We start from the raw sequence: 21940 nt of genomic DNA, 5'->3' as shown, positions 1-21940 counted from the left end.
CGATTATGTCCGAAACGGTGGTGTGGGACGATCGTGGCGTTGCCACGATCGATACCGGTTATCTTCGCTCCAATCTCGCTGCAGTCTATCTCTTGGCAGCGGGAAACGAAGCGGCGTTCTTCGATACGGGCGTCAATAGCGCGTTGCCGCGTTACCTGGAAACTCTGGCCAGAAGCGGAATCGCGCCGGAAGCGGTCCGTTATCTTTTTCTCACCCATATCCACCTCGACCATGCGGGGGGGACGGGGCAGTTGTTGGCTGCGCTTCCCAACGCGCAGGTGGTGGTCCATCCGCGCGGCGCGCGCCATCTGATCGACCCTTCGCGCCTGTGGCAGGCAACGTGTGCCGTCTACGGTGAAGCGCAAGCCTTTGCGCTCTACGGTTACCTGATGCCCGTGCCCGAAGAGCGGGTGATCCCGGCAACGGAGGGGCAGCGATTCACCGTTGGCGATCACACCATCGTGGCGTTCGACGCGCCGGGACACGCGCGCCATCACCTCTTTTATTGGGATGAAACGGTGCGGATCGTATTTACGGGCGACACGTTGGGGTTGTCGTACCGGGAGCTCGACGTCGAGGGGCGTCCGACGGTGGTCCCGACCACGACGCCAAGCGAGTTCGACCCGGATGCGCTCGTGGCGACGACGAACCGCATCGCCGCGCTTGCGCCGGAAAAGGCGTACCTCACCCACTTTGGCGGGGTGACCGAAGTGGCGCGTCTGGTTGCGGAACACAACCGCCTGGTCGATGCGTACGTCGGGATCGCCCGTTCGGCGCGCGGCGAGGGGACGACGCGTCACCTCGAGATCTTGGAGGGGCTGCGGGCGTTGATGCTCGAAGAGGGGGAACGCCAAGGGTGGCCGCTTACCGGCGAGATGTTACTCGAGTTCCTCGCGTGGGATCTCGAATTGAACGCGCAGGGGTTGGGCATTTGGCGCGATCGGACCGTCCGCGCCGTCTGACGGCGCTCGCAAATCTCTTTGGCACCGACGGCTTGGCGCGACTCACCGCGGCGCACGTTGTGGTGGTCGGTCTGGGCGGTGTCGGTTCGTGGGCTGCCGAGGCGTTGGCGCGTAGCGGCGTGGGACGCCTCACGCTCATCGACATGGACGTGGTCGTCGAAAGTAACCTCAACCGACAGGTACAGGCGCTGCGCACCACCTGCGGGATGGCCAAAGTGACGGCGCTTGCCGAACGTTTTGCTCAGATTGCGCCTGAGCTTGACGTGCGTCCGGTCGATGCGTTCGTGACCCCGGAAAACGTCGCAACGCTCCTTGCCGAGGCGCCCGATGGCGTGATCGATGCGACCGACGACGGCAAGGCGAAGGTTGCCCTTGCCTGTTGGGCGCGGGAAAGCGGCACCCCGTTGATCCTAGCGGGCGCTGCCGGCGGCAAACGCGACCCGACGCGGATTCGCTGTGCCGATCTCGCGTCGGCGATCCAAGATCCGTTGCTTGCGAAGGTGCGCAGCCGCCTGCGGCGCCTCTACGGTTTTCCCCGCGCGCCGCGCAAAATGGGCGTGAAGGTCGTTTTCAGCGACGAACCGATGGTGCGCGGCGCTGCCTGTGACCCGGCTGCGGGACTGGCGTGTGCCGGATACGGTTCGGTGGTCACCGTGACCGGGGCGATGGGGTTTGCTGCGGCCCAATGGATGCTCGAGCGGCTCATTGCGCGCTGAGCGCCTATGGTAAGATTCCCGAAAGAAGGGCCTTTTCCCTGATTCGAGAGCGCGATGCGGATCCTGATCAGTAACGACGACGGCTATTTTTCCCCGGGTATCGAAGCATTGGCACAAGCACTGCGTGCGTACGGCGAGGTGACGGTGGTCGCTCCGGAGCGCGACCGCAGTGGCGCAAGCAACTCCCTCACCCTCGACCGTCCGCTCATGCTGCGGCGCGCGCCCAATGGGTTCTGGTTCGTCAACGGCACACCGAGCGACTGCGTCCATCTGGCGGTTACCGGGATGCTCGATGTCGTCCCCGATATGGTCGTATCGGGCATCAACCTCGGCGCGAACATGGGCGACGATACCATCTATTCGGGGACCGTCGCCGCTGCGATGGAAGGGTATCTGCTCGGGGTGCCTTCGTTGGCGATCTCACTGGTGAGTAAGAATCCGCAGTCGTTCGTGGCGGCTGCGGCGATTGCCGCCCAGTTGGTGGGGCGGGCACAAACGAACCCGTTGGGTCGGGTGCTTTTGAACGTCAATGTTCCCGACTTGCCGCTCGAGGCGATCAAAGGGATCGAAGTGACGCGGCTGGGGCGGCGCCACAAGGCGGAGCCGCTCATCAAGGGAACCAATCCGCGGGGGGAGACCGTCTATTGGATTGGCCCAGCAGGCGGAGCGGCCGACGCCGGACCGGGTACCGATTTCCATGCGGTGGAACAAGGCTACGTTTCGGTGACGCCGCTCCAGATCGACCTCACCGATTACGAGGGCATCGACGCGCTGCGCGCGTGGCTGGCGTAAGGAGCAGCCCATGGCGCACCAGTTGCGTTGGCAGGAAGCGAACGAAACGGTGCGTGGTGACGCGCCGTTTCGCCGCCAACGCGACGCGCTGGTGCAGCAATTGGCAGCCGAAGGGATTCGTGACGCGCGCGTGCTCGACGCGATGAGGCGGGTACCGCGTCACCAGTTCGTCGATGCGGCGCTCCAATATCAAGCGTATGCGAATGTCGCGTTGCCGATCGGACATCGACAAACCATCTCACAACCCTATATCGTCGCACGGATGTTGGAATTGCTCCTCGCCCCGCCGCAGCCGAACAAGGTGCTCGAAATCGGGGTGGGGTGTGGGTATCAAACGGCCCTGCTCGCCCATTTGGTCCCCGAGGTGTTCGGTGTGGAGCGGATCCAGGCGCTTTTCGAACAGGCGAAAGCCAACTTGCGACCGTTTCGGTTCGCCAACGTGCGCTTGAAGTGGGGAGATGGCGCTGCGGGGTTGCCGGAAGCGGCGCCGTTCGACGCGATCCTCGTTGCGGCAGCGTGCGCGAAGCCTCCTGCGGCGTGGTTCGAACAGCTAGCGCCCCACGGCCGAATCGTCGCGCCGATGGGGGACGAGACGGCGCAGTGGTTGACGGTCTGGCAGCAGAAAAATGGGCAGTGGGTGGCAGAAACCGTCGAGCCGGTGCGGTTCGTGCCGCTCGTTGCCGGCGTGGAATAGGAGAACGGACATGAGGGAACGGATTGCGATGCGAGTCGGATTGTGGGCGACGGTGGCGATGGTCGTGCTCGCTGGGTGTGCAACACCGGTGAAATCCCCGGTGGTCGAGCGCAGTAGCGGGGCGCCAACCGCCCCGACGATGGGGGGCGGAAACGTAGGGACGGCTCCCGCGATTCCCGAATTCCATCAAGTGGCGCCCGGCGAGACGCTCACCGCCATCGCCCGCCGCTATGGGGTCGCGCCCGAGACGTTGGTCCAGCTGAACGGCTTGAGTCGCCCGGACCGCATCTTTGTCGGCCAGCAGCTGCGGTTGCGTCCTGGAACTGCTTCCGATGGTGGCGCAACTGGGGTTCAGGTCTTCCCCGTCGCCCCGAGCGCACCAGCCGAAGCGCCGCAAGCCCAGGTGCGTGGCAGCTCGGCTCCTGCCGCGTCGAACGCGGCCACCGGCGGGCGCTTGAGTGCGCCGCCGCTCACGGCTGCTCCTGCCGCAAGTGCGTCCGAAAGCGGTGCTGCGGCCGCTGGGCAACCTGTGACGGCGCCACTGGCGGCAGGCGCAAGCGGCTGGATGTGGCCCGCGCGGGGGCCGGTGCTTGCGCCGTTCGACGGCAAAACCCGCAAAGGGATCGACATTGGCGGCAATGTGGGGGAACCGGTGGTTGCGGCGATGGACGGGACGGTCTCCTATGTGGGCGAAGGGATCGAAGGGTTTGGGCTGATCGTGATCCTACAGCACGCAGACGACTACGTTTCCGTTTATGCCCACAACGACAAGGTGGTGGTGAAGGAGGGCGATGCGGTCAAGCGGGGACAGACGATCGCGCGGATGGGAAAAAGCGGCAATACCGATCGGCCAAAGCTCCACTTCCAGATCCGTCGCGCGGGTAAAGCGATCGATCCGGAGAGCGTCTTACCCAAATCGTGACCGAACGGTCGCGGCGCACCCAGTGGGAAGGAGGTGTGATGGCCCGTACGAAAACCGCAAAAGACGAACCCAAGCGGGCGCAAGAATACGCCGACGAGGGGCTACTTGAAAGCCTACCGGACGAAATGACCCAGGAAAGCGCGGCTGAGAAGCGTTGGTCCGGCTTGGATACGCCAGAATGGGGTTCCGAGCGGCCGGAGGGCGAAGCGCTCATCGACGGTGCCGACGAGGCGTTGGATGACGAACTCTTTTCCGATCTCGCCTACCGTTACCTGGACGCCATCGGTGCGATCAGTCTCCTTGCCCCCCAAGAGGAGTTGGCGCTTGCCCGCCGCGCCAAAGCCGGGGACGAAGCGGCGCGGCAGCAGATGATCGAAAGCAATTTGCGGCTCGTGGTGAGCATCGCCAAACACTACCAGCATCGGGGGGTGCCCTTCCTGGATCTCATCGAGGAGGGGAACCTGGGGCTCATTCATGCGCTGGAGAAATACGACCCGGAGCGCGGTTTTCGCTTTTCGACCTACGCAACCTGGTGGATTCGCCAGGCGATCGAACGGGCGGTGATCAATCAGAGCCGAACCGTTCGGCTGCCGACCCACATCCACCGCCGGCTGGGACAGATGCGCGCAGCGGAGCGGACTTTGCAAGGGGAAGATTGCAGCGATGGCGAACTGGCCGAAGCGCTTGGGATTGCGCTTGCTGATCTCCATTCGCTGCAAGCAGTCGGGATGACGCCGCGTTCGCTCGACGAGTCGTTGGGCGACGACGACAAACGGCAATGGGTCGACAATCTGCCCGACGAACCCGACGCTCAGCCCGAAACGGTGATCGCGCAACGCGAGGTGACCGAGGTGATCCGGCGCTGGCTCGATACGCTGCCCACCCGTTACGCCTACATCGTGACCCGCCGTTTTGGCTTGGACGGACGCGATCCGGCTACGCTGGAGGAGCTCGCGGAAGAGGTCGGCTTGACGCGGGAGCGGGTGCGGCAGATCCAGATGGAGGCGATTCGCCGTTTGCGCCGGATCGCGCGGCAATCGGGGGTGCGACCGGACGAGATGTTGACCTCTTGACAGAGCTTGCCAGTCCGATAACGAAAAAGAGAGCAAAAGGGAGGGAAGGATGACGATGACGGCGCTGATTACCCATCCGGATTGCGCGCGGCACGAGATGGGGCGCCACCACCCGGAATGCCCGCAGCGTTTGAGTGCGATTCACGACCATCTGATCGCGCAGGGTCTAGACCCCTATCTGGTGCCCTATGAGGCGCCGCTGGTGACGCGGGAAGCGCTCGAGCGGGTCCATGACCCCGCGTATCTCGACGAACTGTGGGCGAGCGCGCCGCTCACCGGGCTGGTGCACCTTGACCCCGATACCGCGATGAACCCCGATACGCTGGTTGCCGCGCAACGCGCCGCCGGTGCAGGGGTGCTCGCCGTGGACCTCGTGCTCGGCGGCGAGGTGGGAAACGCCTTTTGTTTGGTGCGTCCGCCGGGACACCACGCGGGGCGTGCCCGCGCGATGGGGTTCTGTTTCTTCAACAACATTGCGGTTGCTGCGGCACACGCGCTCGCGCACCACGGCCTTGAGCGGGTGACGATCGTCGATTGGGACGTCCATCACGGCAACGGGACCGAGGAAATCTTTCGCGACGACCCGCGCGTGCAGATGGTGAGCATCTTCCAGCATCCGTTTTATCCCTATTCGGGAACCGAGAACCCGCCACCGCACATGGTCAATGTGCCGCTGCCTGCGCGTTCGGGCAGTGACGAATTCCGTCAAGTGGTGACCGACCTTTGGTTGCCGGCGATTCGCGCGCATCAGCCACAGCTGCTTTTGATCTCTGCTGGGTTCGACTCCCATCTGGAAGACGACATGGGTTCATTGGCACTGCGCGAAGGCGATTACGCGTGGGCCACCCATGAGTTGGTGCGCTTGCTGCGCGAGATCACCGGAGGGGCCGCGCCGATCGTCTCGATGCTCGAAGGGGGGTACGTGATGAGTTCGCTCGCCCGTTCGGCCGGGGCGCACATTCGCGCGTTGATCGAGGCGTAGCGCTCGGTTGGTGGTCAGCGCGCCGCGCGTGCCTGGCGAAACGCAACATATGCCGCACCGCGTAGCCCCAAGTCGCTCGCATGCACGAGCCAAAGCGGGGTTGCGGCGAGCGCGTCGCGGTAGCGTGGACCGCTCAGGAACGCGTCATGCCATTCTCGCCGCCGCAGCCACGGCGCGATCGCGTTCGCGAGGCTACCGACCAGCACGACGCCCTGAGTCGCCCACGCCATCAGCGTGGCTTCGGCGGCGAAATGGGCCAGTAAGCGGGAAAAGAGGGTAACGGTGTGGGCGGCGGCACTTTCCGGGTCCTCGTGCGCGGCGGCGACGATCGCTTCGGGCGCGAGCGTCGCGCCGTTGAGGAACTGATGGAGTCGCATGAGTCCCGGGCCGGAAAGGAGCCATTCCCAATAGGGTTGTTGCGCCGGCGCGTCTGCCGCGATCGCTGGCCAGTGAGTCGCCAGTTCGGGCAGAAGCGGTAGGCGCAGATTGCCCGCTTCTGTCGAAAGGACGAGGGGTGCCGGTGTACGCGCCGGTTGCCACAAGAACGCGATCCCGAGCCCGGTTCCCGGGCCGATCACTGCGAGCGGCCGTTCACCGGGTTGGGGAACCGTCGCTTGAGGCGAGCGTGGCGCGGACGCAGCGCTGGTTTCCGGTGCGATCGGTGCCGTTGCTGCAAGCTCAGACGGGTTGCCGAGCCGTTCGCATTCGGCATCGGTGACCGTGAGCAGCCCGTAGGCTTGCGCGGCGAAGTCGTTGAGCAGGGTAACGGGTGCGCCGAGCACGCGGCTGAGCGTTGCCGCGTCGATGCGCCAGGTGGGACGGTTCGTGAGTGTGATCGTTGCGTCGTGTACGGGCCCCGCGGCTGCGATCACGACCTGGGAAAGGGGTTCGGTGACGGGGAGTGCTGTCAGCGCCCGTTGCCACGCTTCGTGAAAGGTCGCGGCATCGTCGTTGCGTCCGATCCAGGTCGTGTCTACGTGCAGGTGTGCGCCGTCGAGACGAAGCCGTTGCCACCGGTTGTGGGTGCCGCCGATGTCGGCGACGAGAAACGTCGCTTGCGGCGTTTTTTGCGCTTCGTTTTCGCTCATGGTGGGTTCGCCGCGTGATGAGGCGCAGGGCAGGACGCGTACGGAACGGTTCCGGCGGCAATCGCACGCCAAAGCGCGTCGCGTGCTTCAGGTAGCGGGGTTGCGTTCGTGACCAACGCGGCGGCGACGCGCGCCTGTGCGGCGCTGAGGATCCCAGCAGGCCAGGTGCCCAGTTCGGCGTCGATCGGGTGGGGAAGCACGGGGCCGAAACTGCAGCGGCTCGCGCGGATGATGGGCGTACCGGAGGCGGTCGCGGCGCGGATCGATTCGTACCAACGCGTGGGGACGCTTCCATGACCCGGGCAGAGCAGGACGAACGCAGCCGCCGCCGGCACGGCCGCGTTGAGAAGCACGGCGTCGTCCCATGCGGTGCAGGAGAGCAGCGGCACAGCGGGCCAATCGGCGGGAAGCGGTAGCGGCAAGGAATCTGGAGGGATGCGGTGGGCGCTGCGGGCCGATGCGGGGGCTGGCGTGTGCGCGGGTTCGGTGGTGGCGGTTTCAAGCGGTTCGACTGCAGCGAAGGCATCGCGCGCGCAGGTGTGCGTTTTGCGCACGCCGAGCGCAGGGAAAATTTTGCCCGCGAACGCAACCCAGACGCCGGGTGGGGTTGCCCGATCGGCAGCGATTGCGAGCGCAGCGCGGAAATTGGCTTCACCATCGGACTCCGGATCGTCGGCGGGACGCATCGCACCGGTGAGAACGACCGGGATTGACGGGGCGAGGGTGAGCGCCAACAGCGCCGCGCTCTCTTCGAGTGTGTCGGTGCCATGGGTGATGAGGATGCCGCAACAGCCAGGGGTGGCGAGTGCCGCAGTGACGGCCTTGTGCAACTGTTGCCACGTTTCGGGGGTAGCCTCTTTCGAATCGATTTGGTAAGGGGTGCGTACGCGCACGGGAAGGGACGAGGTAACCCGCCACCGGGCGGCGAGCGTTTCGGCAGCGATCGCGCCAGCGGTATAGGTGTGGCCTACGCCCGCTCCGGCGATGGTGCCGCCGGTGGCGATCCAGACCAGATGGGGCGTGGCGTCGGGTGGCGCGTGGGTGAGGCGATCGGGTGCGGAACTCACGGCGTTACTCCTTGGTTTCGTTGTCGCCGCCGATGAATCAGGTGTCGGTACCAGTGAAGCGTGGAATGGGGGTCTTCGTACTGCTGTTGCCAGGCAAGCGGCAGGTGCTCCGGGGGAAGCGGCGTCCATGGTGGGGCTGCGGAGAAACCGCCGAAAGGTTGGGTGGCGTCCCACGGGTACGGTGTGCGCACCGCGTCGCGGCCGGTGCGGCTCAGCGCGGCGAGAATCGTACTGTCTGTCTCCCCTTTGGCGCGCAACGCGGCGATCGTCGGCTCTGCGGCACGGTCGTGGATTTGCGCCCAGTGGGTGAGCCGTGCGTTCGGCAGACCCAACTCTTGTCCCTGGTAGAGGATCGGCACCGCCGGTTGGAGCAGTTGCGCCGCCGCGAAGGCTTTCGCGGCGCGTCGCGTGGCGTCGGGATCACGATCGTCCGCCCAGCGCGAAACGACGCGCGGCAGGTCATGGTTTTCGAGGTAGAGGGCGGGGCGTGTTCCCAGCGCCCGTGCGGTTTGCCACCAGCGCACGCAGCTTTCGGAAAAGGCGACGGTGTCGAGCGTCGCGCCCCCTTGCGCCGTGGGGCGGTCGATGTGCCACAGTTCGAAGTGCAAGAGTAGCGACAGAAGCCCGTCGGGCTCGGCGATCCACGGCGCAGCGCGCTCGACGGGCAGACCGTTTGCTTCCCCGAGCGTCAGGTGGTCCCGAGTGAGTCCGGCTCGGCGGACGAAGTCGGCGAAGAGCGCCTCAAGACCGGGTTGGGCCAGGAAATGGCTCCAGGCAGGCTGCGGCAGGAGCGGGCTATTTGGGGATGGGGGTACGGCGGTGTCGGGGGGTACGGCGGTGTCGGCAGGTGCCTCGGCCTCAGGGGTGGCCATGCGGAGTGCCTCCCTCCTTGTTGGGGCGACGGACGGCAACCCCGGCGCTTTCTTGAGGACGGTGAGCGCATCGAAACGAAAGCCGTCGACGCCGCGGTCGAGCCAGAAGCGGGCGACTTCGGCAAGCGCGGCGCGCACGTCGGGGTTTTCCCAATTGAGATCCGGCTGTTGGGGGAGGAAGAGGTGGAGGTAGTACTGTTGCGCGGTTTCGCTCCACGACCACGCAGAGCCGCCAAAGATCGCTTCCCAGTCGTTCGGTGCGTCGCGCCAGTAGTACCACGCCCGGTAAGAGGCTTTGCCCCGTTCGGCAGCGCGAAACCAGGGGTGGTCGCAGCTCGAGTGGTTGATCACCAGATCGAGCACCAGCCGCATGCCGCGGCGGTGCAGTTCAGCAACGAGCGCGTCGAAGTCGGCGAGTGTGCCGAAATCGGGATGGATCGCGCAGTAGTCGGTGACGTCGTAGCCGAAATCGGCGTTCGGGGAGGGGTGGATCGGTGTGAGCCAGAGCGTGTCGACGCCCAGCCACGCAAGGGCGTCGAGGCGGGAGAGAAGGCCAAGTAGATCGCCGATGCCGTCGCCGTTACCGTCGGCAAAACTCCGCACCCAGACCGTGTAAATCACCGCGTCGTGCCACCAGCGGGGGCGGTAAGGAGGAGCAGCGGGGGTGGGCAAAGCAGCCATGTGGGCAACTGGCTTGGGAAGAGGCTACAATGATAGCGTAGGTAACCAAAAGAAAGGAGGCGGTGATGGGGGCGCTCCGTGGGGTCAATCTCGGGTCCTGGCTGGTGCTCGAAAAGTGGATGGTGCCAAGTCTCTTCGAGGGGCTTGCGGCAACGGATGAAACCACGTGGTGTGTGGAGCTGGGGTCTGCTGCCCACGAGCGGCTCCGGGCCCACTGGGCACGCTGGATTACGCGCGACGATTTTGCTTGGCTTGCTGAGCGGGGGATCGATCTGGTACGGATCCCATTCGGCCATTGGGTGATGGGGCCGCCCTACCCATACCACCCGAAATATGGGGAGAATCCTTACCCGTTCGTTCCGGGCGGAATCGAGGTGATCGACCGGGCGCTCGAGTGGGCCGAAGCCTATGGGCTCAAGGTACTTTTGGATCTGCACGCCGCTCCGGGGTGCCAAAACGGGTTCGATAACGGCGGGATGCTCAATGTCTGTGAATGGCACACCCAAGCGGAATACATCGATTTTTCGGTCGATCTTTTGGACCGGATTGCCGAGCGCTACCGGGCAAGCCGGGCGCTTTGGGGGATTGAGCTTTTGAACGAACCGCGCTGGGATGTCCCCACGGCGATTTTGCTCGACTATTACCGCCGCGCCTATCACGCGGTGCGCCGCCACCTGCCGGCAGAACGGGCCGCGGTAATGTTTCACGACGGTTTTCGCGATTGGCGCGAATATCTGGGGGCGTTTCCGCCCGGCGAATACCGGAACCTTTGGTTTGATGTGCACCGCTACCAGTGCTTTACCCGCGAAGATCTCGACGCCGATATCTTTGAGCACCTCCGTAAGACGGCGGTCGATTTGCGCCAAGAGGCCGATGCGATCCGGGAAACTTTGCAGTTGCCGACGATCTGCGGCGAGTGGAGCTTGGGGCTTGATCTCGAGGTGGTGTCGCTCTGGGCTGAGGGGCCGTTCAACCATCCGCTCGAACGGCTCGATCCTTTCCAGCAAGAGGTGGCGATGCGGGCGTTTGCTGCGACCCAGCTCCTGGCGTTTGAGCGCTACGACGGTTGGTGTTTTTGGAACTACAAGACCGAGACGACGCCTGCCTGGTCGTTGCGCGCTGCGGTGGAGCGTGGGTGGCTGCCGCCGTCGTTTGCGGAAAACGCCTATCCGTCGCTTGATTGAGCGTGACTCCGGGGCTGGTCGGCGTGGTTAGTCGGTTGTGGCGCGGTTGCGCTGCTGTGGGGGCTGCTTGTGGTATCGTGCGCAGTGACGATCACCACGCTTGGGGGTTGGGCGCGGGTGCGACACGCGTAGGCGATCGCCTCAAGGACCAGGGGGTCTGGCCAGTGGTCGCACTCGATCACCCACCAGGTTGCGTCGCTGAGCACGAGGCGAACAAGGGCAAGCTGCCGCTGTTTGAGCGGCGGTAAGGTGCGGTTCCAATCTTCGCGCTGGTCGAGTCGCGAGCGGAACGGTTCGAGGTGGAGGTCCACAAGCGCTGCTTCGAGCGCTTCGCGCGCGCGTGGGGTGGGATCGTTCGGGTAAGTGAGCGCGGCAAGAAGCGTCCCTTCTGGCAGGTACGGGCGAAGCGGCACGATTGCGATCGTAGCTCCTTCGGGGTAGAGGATGCGACCGCTTCCCCATGACCAGAGGCCAGCGAGCGATTTCAGGAGCGGCAGCTTTCCCTCTTCGGGGAGCGCCCAGATGGTAAGCGCATGTGGCGGGGCGGTCGCGGAAAAATCGGCAAGAAGATTCTGGCCATTGAGGGTTGTGAGCGTCAGGTGTTCGACCGTGAGCGCGGTGACGGTCGTAGCGCTGACGCACGGCGCGTCGAGGGGGCAGAGTTGATCCTGGGCGTCGAGCTGCTCCAGGTTTTCCCAGAGCTGGGTGAGTCGCTCGATTGAGGCGCGGCAGCGAGCGATCTCCCCTTGGTTGTTGATCGGCCACGACAAAGCGTTGGTGAGGCGCTCAAACGCCTGCGCTGCCTGCATCAAAAGCCCAAGCGTGATCGCCCCCGTGATATAGGGGGAAGCGAGCACCAGAAGGGGAAAGACCGGAAGGAGTGTTCCGTAGGCGGTCGAGAAGGCGACGATTCCGAAGTAGCCGCGGGTCTGCGCCCGCCACGCTTGCGCAAGCGACGCAAAGAGGCGGGCGACCAGGTTCCGTTCGTGGCGCTCCCCCTGCGCGATCGCGATCGCTTCCGATTTTTCGCGAACGTGCGCCAGCGCGAAGCGAAAATCGGCTTCCGCCGTTTGCAGCCGATGGGTAGCGCGGCTAAGCGGCAGACCGAGGTACCAGCCGATGAGGCTCCCAATGCCGGCGTAGAGGAGCGCCAGGAGAATCATCAGCCCGGGGGGGCCATAGTCGAGGTCCAGGGTAATGCGCCACAAAATCTCGGCAAAGAGGGCGATCGAAAGCATTGAGTAGAGCAGCGAGTGAAAAAGTTCGATCGCCACTTCGGTGGCGATCCGAGCATCTTCGGCGATGCGTGCGTCGGGGTTATCCGCGGCGTTTGTCAGATGGCGAAGCCGGTGGTAGTGCCCCTTCTCTAGCCAATGGGCGAGGAACCGTTCGGTGAGGAACTGACGCCAAGCAAGTTGCCAAACCCGTTTGACCCAGAGGTGGGCGCCGGTGACGGCAACAACGGCGGTCAGAAGCAAAGCGAAGTGCCCGGTCAGTTGTGGGAGCTGCTCGAGCGCGCGCGCTTCGAACGCATCGAAGAGCGTGCGCAAGAATCGGTTGATCGCAACAGCAAGAAGCACCTGCAGGACGGTGAGCAGAGTGAGCCCGGCGGTAACGCTCCACGCGCGCCATGCCGTCGGACCGCGATAGAAGGCAAAAAAGAGCGCCAGCAAGATCCGCCACTGGGAACCCACCCCTGCTGAGCTCATCGCTGCACTTCCTCGTCGTCTGAGGAAGGTGCGGATGCGTTGGGGCTTGCTTCGCTCCGGCTTTGCTGCTGCCACAGGGCGGCGTAACGGCCATTGTGCGCCAAGAGCGTGTCGTGGGTGCCCCGTTCGACGATGCGCCCCTCTTCCAAGACCAGGATTTCGTCGGCGTCGCGTACGGTAGAGAGCCGGTGGGCGATCATCAAGGTGGTGCGTCCAGCTCGCGCGGCGGCAAGTTCGGCTTGGATCTCGCGTTCGGTTTGGCTGTCAAGCGCCGAGGTCGCTTCGTCGAGCACCAGAATGCGCGGATTTTTGAGGAGGACGCGGGCGATTGCCACCCGTTGCTTTTCGCCGCCGGAGAGTTTGAGCCCCCGTTCGCCGACCACGGTCTGCAACCCGTCCGGGAGACGCGCTACCAAAGCGTCGAGGCGGGCAGCGCGGATCGCTGCCCAGAGCGCTTCGTCCGAAGCCTCTGGGTTGCCGTAGCGGATGTTGTATTCGAGCGTGTCGTTAAAGAGCACGGTATCTTGCGGGACGATCCCGATCGCGCGTCGCAACTCCGCTTGCGCGAGGTGGCGCACGTCGACGCCGCCGACGCGCACAGCACCCGCCTGCACGTCGTAGAAGCGAAAGAGGAGTCGCACCAGGGTCGATTTGCCGCTCCCGGAACTGCCTACGACCGCGACGGTTTTCCCCGCCGGAATCGTGAAGGTGACGTCGTGGAGGATCGGGCGGCGGGGGTCGTAGGCGAACGAGACGGCGTCGAAGGTGACCGTAAGGGGCCCTTCGGGCAACGGCACAGGGTGGTCGGGGTCGCGCACTTCGGGTGGGATGGTAAAGAGGGCAAAAAGGCGTTCGAGATCGACAAGACTTTGCCGGATTTCGCGATAGACCACGCCGAGGAAGTTGAGCGGCAGGTAGAGTTGCAGCATCAGGCCGTTGATGAGGACGAGGTCGCCCACCGTCATCGTGCCCGCTTCGACGCGCGTGACTGCTTGCAGCAACAGCAGGGTGACGCCGGTGGCGATGATCAGCGCCTGGCCGAGGTTGAGCGCGGAGAGCGAATATTGGTTCTTGATCGCGACTTCTTGCCATTGCGCGAGATCCCGGTCGTAGCGCGCCGCCTCCCACGCTTCGTTGTTGAAGTATTTCACCGTCTCGTAGTTGAGGAGCGCATCGACCGCGCGGGTATGGGTCTGCGCGTCGAGCCGGTTGAGGTGGCGTCGCAAGACGGTGCGCCAGTTGGTGACGATCACGGTAAAGAGGATATAGAGTGCGAGGGTTGCCGCGACGATCGTCCCGAAGCGGGCGTCGTATTGGCTGAAGAGGAGGGTGAGGACCAGCGCGATCTCGACGAGCGTCGGCGCGATCGAGTAGATGGTGAAGTTGATGAGGGTGCCGATCGCGCGCGTGCCCCGTTCGATGTCGCGGGTGATCGCGCCCGTTTGCCGTTCGAGATGAAAGCGCAGCGACAACGCGTGCAAATGGTTGAAGACCGCGAGCGACAGCTGACGGCTGATGCGCTGGATCACGCGCGCAAAGAGGATTTCGCGCAGTTCGGTGAAGAGCGAGACCCCGGCGCGCGCAATCCCATACGCGATGACGAGCGCCGCAGGCGCGGCCCAAAACGCCGGTTGCGGCGGTGCCGGCGCGAGCGCATCGACGATCCCTTTGATGAGCACGGGGTTCGCAACGAGCGCCACTTTCGCGGCAATGAGCGCGACGAAGCCCAAGAGGACGCGCGCCCGATACCGCCAGAGGTGTTTGAGCAGTTGCTTGACTGCTTGCCACGGGGCGGTGGCTTGGGTCGCGGCTGGCGGGGGCAACGCGGAATGCATCTCAACCGGCAGCGGGTGCGCTCAGGGGCGCATGCCGAGCAAGCAGCGCCAAGAGCGTCTCTTCTTGATAGGGTTTGCCCAAATAGTCGGTGGCGCCCAGCTCGAACGCGTGGGTGCGGTGTTTTTCGGCAAGGCGCGAGGTGATCATGATCACCGGGGTATTTCGGGTGGTCGGGTGTGCCCGGAGGTGGCGCAGGAGCTCGAATCCATCCATGCGGGGCATTTCGATGTCCGATAGAATCGCAGCCGGTGCGGCGTCTTGGAGTTTTTCGAGCGCCTCTTGGCCATCTTTCGCAGTCAGGACGCGATAGCCTTGGCGTTCGAGCAACCGCTGCGTAAGGCGCCGGACGGTGAGGGAGTCGTCGACGACCAGAATGAGGGGCGCAGCGCGTTGGGTTTCGGGGGTGGTGTCGCTCTGGGCCCCAGAGGGTGTGGCAGCCCTGCGAGCGGAAGCGTGCGCTGCTCTGGGCTGCTGCGCGGTCGTCTGACGCGCCGTTTGGAAGAGCTGGGTGGGGTGGAGGATCAAGGTGATCTCCCCGTCGGGGAGCAGCACGGCGCCGAGAATCCCGCCGACACGGCGCAGGAACGGCCCGGTCGGCTTCGCGGCGAGCTCTTGGCGACCGGCGATCGCTTCGACCCACATTGCGATCCGTTCGTCGCCGATCCGCGTGAGAATCACCCAATGGCGCCCTTCGCGCGCCGGTTCCGGTGCGGCAATCAGGGTGTGGAGCCCAACGAGCGGGTAGGTTTCGCCCCGATGTTCGATCGTTCCGGCCGCCCAAAGGGATTCGAGCGCTTCGGCTTTGAATTGTTGCGTATGGACGATCCATTCGGTGGGGATCCCCCAACGGCGCCCGTGACCCGTGACCAGGAGCAGTTGCGTGAGCGCCAGTTCCGTGGGAATCCGAATCTGGAAACGGACGCCGCGGCCGGGTTCGCTGGCGACATCGATGCGCCCGCCCAACGCGGCGATTTCGGCCTGCACGACGTCGAGCCCGACCCCACGCCCTGCGATCTGGGAGACCGTGTCGGCGGTGGAGAAGCCCGAACGGAAGATGAATCGCAAGAGCTCGCTTTCGGTCGGCGACTCATTGGGGGCCAGCCACCCTTTTTCCCGCGCTTTGGCGGCGATCCGCTCGGCGTCGAGGCCGCGACCGTCGTCGGCGAGCGTCCACTGCGTCTCCCCTTGGGTGGCGTAAACGGTGAGGGTGATGCGTCCGGTGGGGGATTTGCCGAGCGCTTGCCGTTCGGCGGGGGTTTCGATCCCGTGGGCGACGGCATTGCGCAAGAGGTGTTCGAGCGCCGGGGTGAGCCGTTCGAGCGCTGCGCGGTCAACGCGAGTTTCGCCCCCGAAGAGCGCGAATTCGACCCGTTTGCCAAGGGTTTCTGCGGTTTGTGCAACGAGGCGCGTGAAGCGCTCGTAGAGCGTCGCGACGGGCACTGCGCGCAGTGCGGTGATCTCTGCTTGCAGGTCGCGCGTTTGCCGCGATTGCCGATGGAGGCTCACCTCCGCGGCATCGACGGTGCGCACGATCGATTGTTGCAACGTGCCAACGTCGGCGATCCCTTCGGCGAGGATCCGGGTGAGCTCCTGAAGCCGCGTGTAGCGGTCCATTTCGAGCGGGTCGAATTCGGTGTGGTGCGTTTCCGCGACTTGGATCCGCGCTTGGAGTTGCGCTTCGGCTTGGATTTCGAGTTCGCGCAGGTGGTGGCGCAGCCGTTGGACGTTTTCGGTGAGGTCGTTGGCGGCCTGGCGCAGGGTGACGAGTTCGCTTTCGGCTCGCGCCCGTTGGATCGCGATCTCGCTGAGTTCATTGACCCAGCGGTCGATCGTTGGCGCGGGAATGCGGAGGGTCATCGGCAGCACCGCAGAAGCGGCAAGCGGCGCTTCGGTCTTGGGCTCGTCGGTGGGTGGCGTAAGGGGTTGGGTTTCGGGGTGTGCCGCGGCAGGGGGTTCGGTCGGTTGGGTGAGAAGTTGGAGGAAATGGGCGCGCGCAGCGGCAATGAGGTCGGGGAGCGCGTGCTGCGCGGTGGTAAGCGGCGCCTCTTTCAGGTGCTGTTCGATCTGGTGGATGCGGTCGCCCAGCGCGAGCGCCCCCGCCATTCGGGCGCTCCCTTTGAGGGTATGCAAGAGCCGCAGGATCGGTTCGAAGGTTTCGGGGCGCGCCGCAGCCGGTTCCGGGAGCTGCGCGAGCGCCGCTTCGAGTTGCGCGAAGAGATCGCGCCCCTCTTCGGCGAAGATCGGCAGAAGCGCGGTGTCGAGGTGATCCTCCGTTTCGCCACTGGGTTCGGTTTCCGGTTGTCGGCTGGGTTCCTGATGGGGTTCGAGGGAAACAGCAGAGGGAAGAGCTGCTGACGGCGTTTCTGGCGTGCCCTCGGAGGAAGCTGCAGCGGGCGCTTCTGCTGGGACTGCGAAGGTGGCGACAATGGGCGCTTCTGATGGGACTGCGGAGGTGGCCGCAGCAGACGGTTCTGGCGCAGCGGCGGGTGGCGTTTCGAGCGTGGCGATCAAATCGTCGCGCCGTGGCGGGATTTTCCCGTCTTCGACAGTGACGAGGTCGGTGTGCAGCGCCGTATGCACCGCGTGGAAAAGGGTGAGGTCTTGATCGTTCGGGGCTTCGCCTGCGCGTTGCATCGCAAGGAGCCGCAATTCCCACGCCCGCGCGAGGTCGTGCATTTCGGGGATCTGCGCGGTACCGCAAATGCTGGCAAGCGTATGGGCTGCGCGAACGACGGCATCCGAAGGGGTTTCCGGGTCGTGCAGGAAGCGCGCGAGCGAGGCCAGATGTTCGCGCGCTTCGGTGCGGAAAATCTCGAAGATGGTGCGCGAGACTTTGCGGTCGCCAAAGGTGAAGTAGCGGTCGGGTTGGGGGGGCGCAGGTTGGCTTGGAACGGGTTGTGGCGCTGCGGCAGCCTCCGGTTCGAAATCGATGGCGTGCCAATCGGGATGTTGACCGAACGCTGCTTCGGCAGGGGTGGAGGGTTCCTGCGATTGCGGTGCCACGCGTTCGGGTGTGGGCGCTTCGCGAGGCGCTGCGCCGCTTGCGGCGTGCGGGGGGGTGGGTTGGGGGGGAGCGCCTTCGCTTTCTGATCGTGGCGTTGCGCGCCAGCGCTGTGCCGCTTCGACCAGTTCCGCGATGGGGGCGGGAAGGTCTTCGCCACTTTGGGCGATCGTTGTGGCGGCTTGCGCGAACGCGTTTTCCGCACCAGCCAGAAACGCAAGAAAGTCGGCCGAGGGGACGAAGTCGGGGTGGCGCAGGCAGTGGTTGAGGGTCTGTTCGACCTCCCACGCCGTTTCCCCGAGTTGGGTCAAGCCGACGATGCGGCTGCTGCCTTTGAGGGTATGGACTTGCCTCCGCCACTGGGTAAGCGCGTCACGATGGGTCGGTTGCCGCTCGAGCTGCGCACGGGCCTCATGCATCGCCGCAAGGATTTCGTCGCATTCGGCGAGAAAGATCGCGCGCAGCTCGGCCGTTTCGTCGCTATCCGTCTCGCTAGCCCTCGTGTCGTCCGCTGTGGCTACGGGGGTGGCAGAGGGTTCCGGTTGGGGCGCGTCGCGGGTGGTTTCGTCTGCTTCGGAGCGCGGTTCGTGCGGTGGCGCCGGTTCGAGCGTGGGCTGGACCGCGTCGGTGGCGGTGGCGTCTGTCGCCAGGAGAGATGCCAGGTGCTGGGGAAAGAGGCGATCCCACGGAATGGGGGTGGGATGCGGTTCGCTTTCGCTTGGGGGGGCAGGTTGGCTGATCCGTTGCCCCCAGGTAGCGATTTGGGCGATCAGCGGGTTTTGCGGGTCGAAGCGCTGTTTGCCCGCTGCGACGGTTTGCAACCAGGTACGAACCGCGTCGATTTCGGAAAGGAGCGCGGTGTGGTCGGTGACGACACAGATGGCGGCCAACTGGTCGAGCGCTTTCTTGATCGCGTCAAGGGGCAGGGTCGCCTCTGGGGTGCGCCAAAAGGTGTCGAGCGCGTGCTCGATCTCGCCGCAGAGCTGCGTCACTTCGGCGGTGAGGGTCTGCGTGAGCGATTCGTCCGATTCGACCCAAGCGGGGGCGCCCGTGTGGGGTTGCTGCCCGGAAAGCGCTGCGTGCCATTCATCGACGAGCGGGCGGCATCGCGCTGCGGTGAGTGTGCCTGCTTGGGCGTCTTGTTTGAGCGCAAGCAGCGTGGTTGCAAGCAGAAGCGCGCGCGCTGGGTCGGTCGCCGCAGCGTCGGGTAACTGCTGAGCAAAGGCCTCCAACGCGGCTGCCAGCGCTTGGATCTCGGGGTCTGGGCGGTCGTAGAGTGCGCGGGCTACCGCAAAGAGCGCTTCGATCCGCTCCGGCCAGGCAGCTTCCTCTTCCCAGAGCGTTTGGGCGTGTTGCGCTGCCGCGACCAATGCCTGGTCAAGCTCGATCAACGGCTGCTCGGGAAGGGGAAGAGCGGCGTCCTGGAGCCAATCGCGCGGACGCCAATATTGGTGGATGAGGCGCTGCAGGCGCGTTTGCGGCGCAACTGCCGCGAGCGGCAAAAGCAATTGGCGAAAAAGCGCCAGACGGGATTCTGCGGTGAGGAGTTCTTTTTGCGCCCGCTGCAGAAGGCGCAGAAGGCGTTGTGATTCGTTGTCTCGGTGAAGCTGCTTGCGGATGAGCGCTTCGACGAATGCGGTCGCGGCAATCCAGAGGGGTTCGTCATCCCGTCCCGCCTCGAGCATGAGGCGACCAACCAGCGCTTCGCGCACGGGTAAGAGCGCGACTGGGTCGCCGGTTTTGAGCCAACGCGCAAGGCCCTGGGTGAAGCGGTGCCGCAGTTTCGTGCGGGCTGTCTGTTCCACTTCGGGTGGGCGGATCTGCGGCGTACCCCCCGGTTCGGGAAGCGGAAAGAGCCAAAGGTCGGTTGGGTGCGCGTGGGTCGCTTTCGCAAGTGGCGCAAGTGCCAGGTAGGGATCTCGGAGCCGTAACGGCTGCCAACGGTGGTGGTGGGTCAGTTCATACCAGAGGTTCTCGATCGCCACAAGTGCGCGCTGGAGCGTTGCGAGGGTTGCCGACGAGAGATTTGGCGCGTCGACCAGGGTATCGATCGCTTTTTCCAGCAGGGCCAGGTAACGCGGCAGGGGGTGGATTTCGGCGACTTCGAGGACGCTTTTTGCGGCGAAGAGGTGGGTTTGCGCTTCGCGCAGATTCGCAGGGTCGAAGTGGGTGGCGCATGCCGCAACGAGGGTGCGCGCCGTTTGCAACGCGCGGGAAATTTCGTCAGCGATCCAGGAGAGCGCGTCGAAGTCGAGGCGAGCCACGTCGCAACACTCCCTCGGTTAGACCCGGAACCCGGCAACCGAGCCGCGCAATTCCGCGGCAAGGTCAGCAAGCCGCGCGATCTCTTCGGCGGTTTGTTCGGTACCGGCGCGGGTGGTCTGGGTCAGTGTCAAGACGTCGCGCATCAGGCGCGAAATGGTTTCGCCGCGCTGCGCTTGGGTTTGGATCTCTTGCGTCACCCGCGCGATCTGCGCGGCCGTTTCGCGCGAGGTTTTCGCGATCTCGTCGAGCGCGCGGCGGGCCTCTTCCGAAAGCGCTGCCCCTTGCACCACCTCTTGCGTCGTCGCTTCCATCGCGGCGATGGTTTCGTGGGTGTCGGTCTGAATGGTGCGCACGATCGCAGCGATCTGTTTCGTCGCTTCCGCCGAGCGTTCGGCAAGGCGTTGCACCTCTTCGGCAACCACCGAGAAGCCCCGTCCCGCTTCCCCGGCAGCGGCGGCCTGAATCGCAGCGTTCAGCGCCAGCACGTTGGTCTGCTCGGTAATGTCGGAGATGAGTTCGACGATCTCACCGATCTCCTGCGACGATTCGCCCAACCGTTTGATCCGTTTCGCCGTCTCTTGGATCTGCTCACGGATCCGGTCCATCCCTTCCACCGACTGGTTCACCGCAAGCGTCCCTTTTTGCGAGGCTTCGAGCGAGCGGCGTGCGGCCTGCGCCGCTTGGTTGGCGCTCTCTGCCGCGCGGGAAAGCGCTTGCGCCACCTCTTGGGTGATTGCGTCCGCCTCTTCGATCTCTTCCGATTGTTGCTGGGCGGTGGCCAAGAGATTCGTCGAGCGCTCTTGCGTCTGTGTCGTTGCTTGCGCGACCTGTTCGGCGGTTTCATTGATTCGGCGCACGAGGTTGCCGAGCTCTTCGATCGCGAAGTTCACCGAGTCGGCGATTGCGCCCGTTACGTCCTCGGTCACGGTTGCGCGAATGGTGAGGTCCCCTTCGGCAAGGTCGGCCATTTCGTTGAGGAGGCGCAAAATCGCCTCTTGCGTCCGCCGGTTTTCCGCTTCGGCTTTGGCCCGTTCGGCCTGCTCGAGGGCGCGCTGCGACGCCTGAAGGTCAAGGTAGTTTTTGATGAGTTGCACGACGATTCCAACGAACGCGACCCCAACCAGCATCAGGATGAGGTTGACCGCTGAGCGGGCGGTTTCGAGCTCTTTTTCGACCGCTTTGTAGAGCGCCCCAGCGCCCTTTTGCAGCTGCGGGAGGCGCTTTTGCACGACGATCAGGTTATCGGTCTGGGCAAAGTAACGAGGGGTATCGTGGATGAGCTCTGAGACGCGCTCTTGCAGGAGACGGGTCGCGTCGACCAGTTCGCGCAGTCGTGCCGCAACGGTGGGCGCTTCCCCTGCGACGTCGATGGCGGGGGCCAGTTCTCCGAGCGCGTCGCGGTCGCTTGCCAACGCCTCGAGTAGCGCTCCCCGCTCGGTGGGGGGCACGGTAAGCAAGCGGTTTACACGCTGCGCGATCCGTTCCGCCAAAAGCGCGACGAAGAGCGGCCGTTGCGCGCGGCGCGGGTCGGCTACTTGAGCGGAAAGGGACGTAGCGAGCGCGGCGATCGCTTGCGCAGTTTGCTCGATTTCCACGAGTGTCTGGCGAAAGGCGTCCACGGGCCGTTCGCTATTCATCGCTTCGCTGAGGCTTCCCTCCGTTTGGCGCCACAGTTGCGCGAGCTGTTCCAAAAGCCCTTCGACCTCCTGTTGTCGCCCCTCTTCAAACGCAGTCCAAAAAGCAAAGCCGAGCGACTCACGCAGCGCTTGGGCCGACTGGTGCAAGCGCTCGATCCGCGCCCGCTGTTCCTGGGCAATCGCGCGTAATTCCGCGCGGGCGTCCGTTCCGGCAGCCATCTGAGTAACCGCCGCTTGGAGCGGTAAGAGGGCGTTTTCAAAGTTGCGCAACAACGTATCCTGCTCTTCAGCAAGACGCAACGGTGTCGCGATGAGGAGAAAACCGAACATCGCAAGCAGAACGGTGAGAACGGTTGCGAGGATCGGGCCGCGGAAGGTACGCCACCACGCCGGAGCCGCGCGGGGGGTGCTTGTGGTCTTGGAGGTTTTACGTAACAGCGAGGTCAGCATGGCCGATGG

At 64.8% G+C, this 21940-nt stretch carries 15 protein-coding genes; 8 read left to right on the top strand and 7 right to left on the bottom strand.

Going from position 1 to position 21940, the window contains the following annotated elements:
- Nucleotides 1-5 precede the first annotated feature (5 nt).
- From KUL93_RS01275 to KUL93_RS01245, 7 genes are read left to right on the top strand one after another with little or no spacing between them, the layout of a single operon-like run.
- Nucleotides 6-962, top strand: a complete 957-nt coding sequence (locus KUL93_RS01275; protein WP_217125320.1) for an MBL fold metallo-hydrolase — start codon at nt 6-8, stop codon at nt 960-962.
- The gene (locus KUL93_RS01270; RefSeq protein WP_217125319.1) at nt 932-1678 is read left to right on the top strand and encodes a tRNA threonylcarbamoyladenosine dehydratase; all 747 of its coding nucleotides are present in this window, start codon (nt 932-934) and stop codon (nt 1676-1678) included. The genes KUL93_RS01275 and KUL93_RS01270 overlap by 31 nt, the downstream gene beginning before the upstream one ends.
- A gap of 54 nt (nt 1679-1732) precedes the next feature.
- On the top strand, nt 1733-2470 hold the full coding sequence (gene surE, locus KUL93_RS01265; protein WP_217125318.1) for a 5'/3'-nucleotidase SurE: 738 nt from the start codon (nt 1733-1735) through the stop codon (nt 2468-2470).
- Nucleotides 2471-2480: 10 nt separating this feature from the next.
- Entirely contained in the window at nt 2481-3164 is a 684-nt protein-coding gene (locus tag KUL93_RS01260) for a protein-L-isoaspartate(D-aspartate) O-methyltransferase (RefSeq protein WP_217125317.1), read from the top strand.
- Between the two features lie 10 nt (nt 3165-3174).
- Nucleotides 3175-4086 carry a M23 family metallopeptidase gene (locus KUL93_RS01255; RefSeq protein WP_217125316.1) on the top strand — a complete coding sequence of 304 codons (912 nt, stop codon included), beginning with the start codon at nt 3175-3177 and terminating at the stop codon, nt 4084-4086.
- A 38-nt stretch (nt 4087-4124) separates the two neighbouring features.
- Nucleotides 4125-5159, top strand: coding sequence for a sigma-70 family RNA polymerase sigma factor (locus KUL93_RS01250; protein WP_217125315.1), 1035 nt, complete (start codon nt 4125-4127; stop codon nt 5157-5159).
- A gap of 49 nt (nt 5160-5208) precedes the next feature.
- Nucleotides 5209-6141, top strand: coding sequence for a histone deacetylase family protein (locus tag KUL93_RS01245; RefSeq protein ID WP_217125314.1), 933 nt, complete (start codon nt 5209-5211; stop codon nt 6139-6141).
- Nucleotides 6142-6155: 14 nt separating this feature from the next.
- Here the strand turns inward: KUL93_RS01245 and KUL93_RS01240 are convergent, their stop codons facing one another.
- Genes KUL93_RS01240 through KUL93_RS01230 form a run of 3 tightly spaced genes read right to left on the bottom strand, consistent with a single transcriptional unit; the run spans nt 6156 to nt 9849 of the window.
- On the bottom strand, nt 6156-7229 hold the full coding sequence (locus tag KUL93_RS01240) for a glucokinase (protein WP_217125313.1): 1074 nt from the start codon (nt 7227-7229) through the stop codon (nt 6156-6158).
- Nucleotides 7226-8296, bottom strand: a complete 1071-nt coding sequence (locus tag KUL93_RS01235) for an asparaginase domain-containing protein (RefSeq protein WP_170141328.1) — start codon at nt 8294-8296, stop codon at nt 7226-7228. The genes KUL93_RS01240 and KUL93_RS01235 overlap by 4 nt, the downstream gene beginning before the upstream one ends.
- Nucleotides 8293-9849 (bottom strand): alpha-amylase family glycosyl hydrolase, encoded by a 1557-nt coding sequence (locus KUL93_RS01230; RefSeq protein ID WP_217125312.1) that lies wholly within the window; start codon nt 9847-9849, stop codon nt 8293-8295. The genes KUL93_RS01235 and KUL93_RS01230 overlap by 4 nt, the downstream gene beginning before the upstream one ends.
- Nucleotides 9850-9914: 65 nt before the next feature.
- Here KUL93_RS01230 and KUL93_RS01225 point away from each other — a divergent pair, with 65 nt between their 5' ends.
- The gene (locus tag KUL93_RS01225; protein WP_217125311.1) at nt 9915-11033 is read left to right on the top strand and encodes a glycoside hydrolase family 5 protein; all 1119 of its coding nucleotides are present in this window, start codon (nt 9915-9917) and stop codon (nt 11031-11033) included.
- Here KUL93_RS01225 and KUL93_RS01220 read toward each other — a convergent pair.
- From KUL93_RS01220 to KUL93_RS01205, 4 genes are read right to left on the bottom strand one after another with little or no spacing between them, the layout of a single operon-like run.
- A complete protein-coding gene (locus KUL93_RS01220; RefSeq protein WP_217125310.1) occupies nt 11015-12742 on the bottom strand; it encodes an ABC transporter ATP-binding protein/permease in 1728 nt (575 codons plus the stop codon). The genes KUL93_RS01225 and KUL93_RS01220 overlap by 19 nt on opposite strands.
- On the bottom strand, nt 12739-14577 hold the full coding sequence (locus tag KUL93_RS01215; RefSeq protein WP_346731608.1) for an ABCB family ABC transporter ATP-binding protein/permease: 1839 nt from the start codon (nt 14575-14577) through the stop codon (nt 12739-12741). The genes KUL93_RS01220 and KUL93_RS01215 overlap by 4 nt, the downstream gene beginning before the upstream one ends.
- Nucleotide 14578: 1 nt before the next feature.
- A complete protein-coding gene (locus tag KUL93_RS11325) occupies nt 14579-19843 on the bottom strand; it encodes an Hpt domain-containing protein (protein WP_217125308.1) in 5265 nt (1754 codons plus the stop codon).
- A gap of 18 nt (nt 19844-19861) precedes the next feature.
- Entirely contained in the window at nt 19862-21931 is a 2070-nt protein-coding gene (locus KUL93_RS01205) for a methyl-accepting chemotaxis protein (RefSeq protein WP_217125307.1), read from the bottom strand.
- Nucleotides 21932-21940 lie beyond the last annotated feature (9 nt).

The organism is Hydrogenophilus thiooxidans (assembly GCF_019049855.1).
In the GTDB taxonomy this organism is placed as follows: Bacteria; Pseudomonadota; Gammaproteobacteria; order Burkholderiales; family Rhodocyclaceae; genus Hydrogenophilus; species Hydrogenophilus thiooxidans.
Note: the sequence above shows the minus strand (reverse complement) of the source record. Positions and strands in the feature narration are given on the sequence as shown.

Excerpts from the sequence above, each read along its gene's own strand:
- KUL93_RS01245 (WP_217125314.1), top strand. The coding sequence starts at position 5,209 with ATGACGATGACGGCGCTGATTACCCATCCGGATTGCGCGCGGCACGAG.
- KUL93_RS01205 (WP_217125307.1), bottom strand. The coding sequence starts at position 21,931 with ATGCTGACCTCGCTGTTACGTAAAACCTCCAAGACCACAAGCACCCCC.
- KUL93_RS01220 (WP_217125310.1), bottom strand. The coding sequence starts at position 12,742 with ATGAGCTCAGCAGGGGTGGGTTCCCAGTGGCGGATCTTGCTGGCGCTC.
- KUL93_RS01250 (WP_217125315.1), top strand. The coding sequence starts at position 4,125 with ATGGCCCGTACGAAAACCGCAAAAGACGAACCCAAGCGGGCGCAAGAA.
- KUL93_RS01240 (WP_217125313.1), bottom strand. The coding sequence starts at position 7,229 with ATGAGCGAAAACGAAGCGCAAAAAACGCCGCAAGCGACGTTTCTCGTC.
- KUL93_RS01255 (WP_217125316.1), top strand. The coding sequence starts at position 3,175 with ATGAGGGAACGGATTGCGATGCGAGTCGGATTGTGGGCGACGGTGGCG.
- KUL93_RS01275 (WP_217125320.1), top strand. The coding sequence starts at position 6 with ATGTCCGAAACGGTGGTGTGGGACGATCGTGGCGTTGCCACGATCGAT.
- KUL93_RS01225 (WP_217125311.1), top strand. The coding sequence starts at position 9,915 with ATGGGGGCGCTCCGTGGGGTCAATCTCGGGTCCTGGCTGGTGCTCGAA.
- KUL93_RS01260 (WP_217125317.1), top strand. The coding sequence starts at position 2,481 with ATGGCGCACCAGTTGCGTTGGCAGGAAGCGAACGAAACGGTGCGTGGT.
- KUL93_RS01230 (WP_217125312.1), bottom strand. The coding sequence starts at position 9,849 with ATGGCTGCTTTGCCCACCCCCGCTGCTCCTCCTTACCGCCCCCGCTGG.
- KUL93_RS01215 (WP_346731608.1), bottom strand. The coding sequence starts at position 14,577 with ATGCATTCCGCGTTGCCCCCGCCAGCCGCGACCCAAGCCACCGCCCCG.
- surE (WP_217125318.1), top strand. The coding sequence starts at position 1,733 with ATGCGGATCCTGATCAGTAACGACGACGGCTATTTTTCCCCGGGTATC.